General features: G+C 69.0%; 5 protein-coding genes. 4 read left to right on the forward strand and 1 reads right to left on the reverse strand.

Annotated elements, in window-relative coordinates; genetic code table 11:
• Nucleotides 1–120 precede the first annotated feature (120 nt).
• On the reverse strand, nt 121–1,071 hold the full coding sequence (locus RSA25_RS19095) for a chemotaxis protein (RefSeq protein WP_332810404.1): 951 nt from the start codon (nt 1,069–1,071) through the stop codon (nt 121–123).
• A 106-nt stretch (nt 1,072–1,177) separates the two neighbouring features.
• On the opposite strand from RSA25_RS19095, the gene flgA reads away from it, so the two are divergent.
• The 4 genes from flgA (at nt 1,178) to RSA25_RS19115 (ending at nt 3,895) form a co-directional block, all read left to right on the forward strand.
• Nucleotides 1,178–1,828 (forward strand): flagellar basal body P-ring formation chaperone FlgA, encoded by a 651-nt coding sequence (gene flgA / locus RSA25_RS19100; RefSeq protein WP_332810405.1) that lies wholly within the window; start codon nt 1,178–1,180, stop codon nt 1,826–1,828.
• A gap of 109 nt (nt 1,829–1,937) precedes the next feature.
• Complete coding sequence (gene flgM / locus RSA25_RS19105; protein WP_332810406.1) at nt 1,938–2,240, forward strand: flagellar biosynthesis anti-sigma factor FlgM; 303 nt, start codon at nt 1,938–1,940, stop codon at nt 2,238–2,240.
• Nucleotides 2,237–2,575 (forward strand): flagellar protein FlgN, encoded by a 339-nt coding sequence (locus RSA25_RS19110; RefSeq protein ID WP_332810407.1) that lies wholly within the window; start codon nt 2,237–2,239, stop codon nt 2,573–2,575. The genes flgM and RSA25_RS19110 overlap by 4 nt, the downstream gene beginning before the upstream one ends.
• Before the next feature lie 96 nt (nt 2,576–2,671).
• Nucleotides 2,672–3,895, forward strand: a complete 1,224-nt coding sequence (locus RSA25_RS19115; RefSeq protein ID WP_332810408.1) for an ATP-binding protein — start codon at nt 2,672–2,674, stop codon at nt 3,893–3,895.
• Nucleotides 3,896–4,155: the final 260 nt, after the last annotated feature.

The following is a 4,155-nucleotide window of genomic DNA, read 5'->3' on the forward strand; positions in this document are numbered from 1 at the left end:
CACAGCCGCCAGCGGCTGGGCCGGGCCGCGGAGCGGGACTTGCAGCGTGTCCCGCCACCCCGCCTGTCCCGTCCCCGCGCGACACCCCCACCGCCGCTTTTCAACCCCACCGCGCGGCAATCAAGCCGCCATCGCCACCTTCCGCAAACGATCCAGCACGAAATCGGCCAGCTCGTGCGGCGAGTACTTGGCCACGAAGGCATTGGCCCCCACGCGCTCCACCATCGCATTGTTGAACACGCCCGACAGGGAGGTGTGCAGCAGCACGTACAGGCCCGCCAGGCCCGGATGACGCCGGATTTCCGTCGTCAGCGTGTAGCCGTCCATCGCCGGCATTTCAATGTCCGAGATCACCATGGCGTAACGCTCGGCCGGGTTCTCACCGGCGGCATGGATCTGGATCAGGTGGTCCAGCGCCTGCTTGCCATCGGACAGCAGCGTCGCCCCGACCCCCAGCTGGTCCAGCACGCTGCGGATCTGCTGGCGCGCCACCCGCGAGTCGTCCACCACCAGCACCTGCAGCTGCGGGCCGTCGCTGGGCAGCGCCTGGGCCAGCGACGGGTCCAGCACCGCCTCGCCGCGCACCTGGGCGATGTCGGCCAGCACGCTTTCCACGTCGATCACCTGGATCAGCTCGCCCTGGAAGCGGGTCACCGCGGTCAGGTAGCTCGATTCGGCGCCCAGTTCCGGCGGCGGGTGGATGTCTTCCACCGCGATGTTGACGATCCGCTCCACCCCGCTCACCAGGAAGCCCTGGATCGAACGGTTGAACTCGGTCACCACCAGGTAGCCCGGTGCCTTGTCCGCGTCCGGTTCGCGCTCGGGGTGGCCAATGGCCAGCCCCAGGTCCAGCACCGGCACCGAGCGCCCGCGCACGTCGGCCACGCCGGCGAACTGGGCCGGCAGCCCGGGCACCTGGAACAGGTCCGGTCGGCGCAGGACTTCCTGCACCTTGAACACGTTCACGCCAAAAAGCTGGCGTCCGCCCAGCCGGAACAGCAGCAGGGCCAGACGATTGTGGCCGGCCAGTCGCGTACGCTGGTCGATGCGGTTGAGCAGGTCATGTGACATGGGGGTGGTATCGGCGCCGGCCGCGCCGACTTGAGCGCTCCGCCACCCGCGCTTCCGGCACGGCCCTTGCAGGACGCTGCCCATGTGCCTTGCCCGTGGAGTCGCCATGCGTTGGATCCTTCTTGCCTTGTTGGCCCTGGCCACGCTGCCGGCGTCTGCCGCCGGTGCCTGGCAGCCGGTGGACAGCATCCGTGCGGCCGCGTTGTCCACCCTGCCGGCCGGCAGCGAGGGCGACACCACCCTGGATTCGGCGCTGCGCCTGCCGGCCTGCGGCCAGGGCCTGCGCGCCCAGCCCACCGGCACCAGCACCGTGGAAGTGAGCTGCCCCGACGCGGGCGGCTGGCGCCTGTTCGTGCCGGTCAAGATCCGCCGCAACCAGGCCGTGCTCATCCTCAACCGCGGCATCAGCGCTGGAGAAACCCTGGGCGCTGCCGATATCACCATTGCCCAGCGTGACGTGGCCCGCATCGCCGGGGCCGCGCTGGCCGATCCGGCCGCCGCGGTCGGGCGGGTGGCCCGGCGCACCTTGAGTGCCGGCAGCCTGCTCTCGGCCAACGACCTGGTCGCCCAGCGTCTCATCCGCCGGGGCGACAGCGTCTCGCTGGTGTCGCGGTCTGGCGGGGTCGAGGTGCGGGTCGCGGGCAAGGCCATGGCCGATGCCGGCGAAAACGAGCGGGTCTCGGTGGAGAACCTCTCCTCGCGCAAGATCGTCCAGGGCACCGTGGCCGCCAACGGCGACGTTTTTGTGACGCGGTGAGCATAATAATGAACGGCCCGCCCGATGCGCCAAAAAAACCGCATCCCCCCCTAAAGATGCCGGCCCCCGTGCCGTTATCCCTTGTGAACCGTACTTCCAGGACAACTTCATGAGCCAGAAAATCGACGGCAACCTGCAGGCCACCGCCCATCTGCGCAGCGTCGCGCTTGGCAGCAAGCCGGCAGCCAGCGCCGATTCCCCGACGCGTCCGGTCGAAGCCGCCGACAGCCTGCGCCTGACCGACCAAGCCACCAATCTGCAGGCATTGCAGAGCAAGTTGACCGCCGCCCCGGCGATCGACGCCGGTCGCGTCCAGGCCGTGCGCGAGTCGCTGCAGAACGGCACCTACAAGATCAATCCCGACGCGATCGCCTCGCGCATGCTTGAGCTGGACCAGCAGCTGCAGGGATGAACCTGGCGATGAGCGAGCCATTGCAGCGCCTCAGCGATGCCTTGGACGTCGAACGCCAGGCATTGGTCGAGCATGACGTGCAGGCCTTGATCCGGGCGACCGGCGCCAAGCTCGACGCGCTGCGCGCCCTCGAGGCCGGGCTGCCGGTCGGGCAGGGCGAGCGCCTCCAGGAGCTGGCCGAGCGCAACCGCGCCAACGGCGTGCTGCTGTCGCGCCGCCGCCGCGAGGTCAACTGGGCACTGCGCCAGTTGGGTCGCAGCGAAGACGCCTCGGCCTACGACGCCAAGGGCCAGGCCAGCACCCTGCACACGCGCCGGCCGCTGGCCGTCGCCTGATCACCGGCCCCGCGCGGGCCGCCGGCTTCAACACGGGCTGCCCTCGCGCAGGCCAACGCGTATATTGGGCGTCTGTCTAGACTGCCCGACGTGACCGTGACCGATTCTTCCACCCTTGTCACCGCGCCGCTGCCGCCGCAGCCGGTCCTGCTTGCCCTGTTCGAGCGGGTCAACGAAGGCATGCTGCTGTTCCGCGAGGATGGCAGCGTGGCCCTGGCCAATGCGGCAGTCAGCGAGATGCTCGGCCAGGCCGAAAATGCCGCCGGCCTTGGCCCGGCGCAATGGCTGCGCCAGCTGCTGCCGCCGGACGCGCTCGAGCACGCCCGCCTGCACGGCCACTGGAACGGCAGCCTGCCGGTGGGCGAGCGCATGGTCATCGCCCACCTCTACCAGCACGACGATGGCGGCCAGCGCCACTACCTGGCCCTGTTCCGCCGGATCGAGGGCCAGGAAGACTACGAGCGCGAGCTGCAGCAGCGCCACGCCGAGCTGCGCCAGGCCTACCTGCGCCTCAACGGCACCCAGGAAAAGCTGCTGCAGTCCGAGAAGATGGCCTCCATCGGCCAGCTCGCCGCCGGCGTGGCGCACGAGATCAACAACCCCATCGGCTACGTGCACTCCAACCTGGGCAGCCTGCAGGAATACCTGCGCAGCCTGTTCACCGTGATCGAAGCCTACGAGCGCGCCCTGCGCGCGCCCGATCCCAAGGCGCTGATCCCGGAGATCGACGACATCCGCAACCGCTTCGACATCGATTTCATCAGCCGCGACCTGCCGCAGCTGATGGCCGAGTCGCGCGAGGGCATCGAGCGCGTCACGCGCATCGTGCGCGACCTCAAGGACTTCTCCTATTCCGGCCGCGACGAGTCGTGGAAGCTGGTCGACCTGCATGCCGGGCTGGAATCGACCATCAACATCATCTGGAACGAGCTGAAGTACAAGGTCACGCTGCATCGCGAGTTCGGCCAGCTGCCGCTGGTGGAGTGCCTGCCGTCCGAGCTCAACCAGGTATACATGAACCTGCTGCTCAACGCCGGCCACGCCATTGCCGAACGCGGCACGATCACGGTGCGCACCGGGGTGGACGGCGACCATGTGTGGGTGGAGTTCGAGGACACCGGCGGCGGCATCTCCCCGGACCTGCGCCAGCGCATCTTCGACCCGTTCTTCACCACCAAGCCGGTGGGCAGCGGCACGGGCCTGGGTCTGTCGATCTCCTACAGCATCGTCAACAAGCACCACGGCCGCATCGACCTGGACAGCACCCCGGGCGTCGGCTCGCGCTTCCGCCTGGTGCTGCCCATCAAGCAGCCGCGTTAGCGGCTGCGGGTAGAGCCGACCGTTGGTCGGCTGACGGTTGGTGGCAACGGGCAACTGGTTGGAGCAGGCGCGTCTTCGATGAGGTTCCGCGCGCGCGTCCGGGGTCCGTTGGCAGCCGGCAGACCCTTGTGCAAATGTCCCCCGGCCGCCTGCGGCGACCTCCTCCTTTATTTTGGTTCTTCGTCCATCTGCGGGGTAAGGCTTCGCTGAAGCACGCGCGTGCATGCCTTGTCGCTCGGGGCGGGTACGGGCGGGGGTGC

Origin of the sequence: Stenotrophomonas sp. (assembly GCF_036662295.1) — a bacterium.
Lineage (GTDB): Bacteria > Pseudomonadota > Gammaproteobacteria > Xanthomonadales > Xanthomonadaceae > Stenotrophomonas.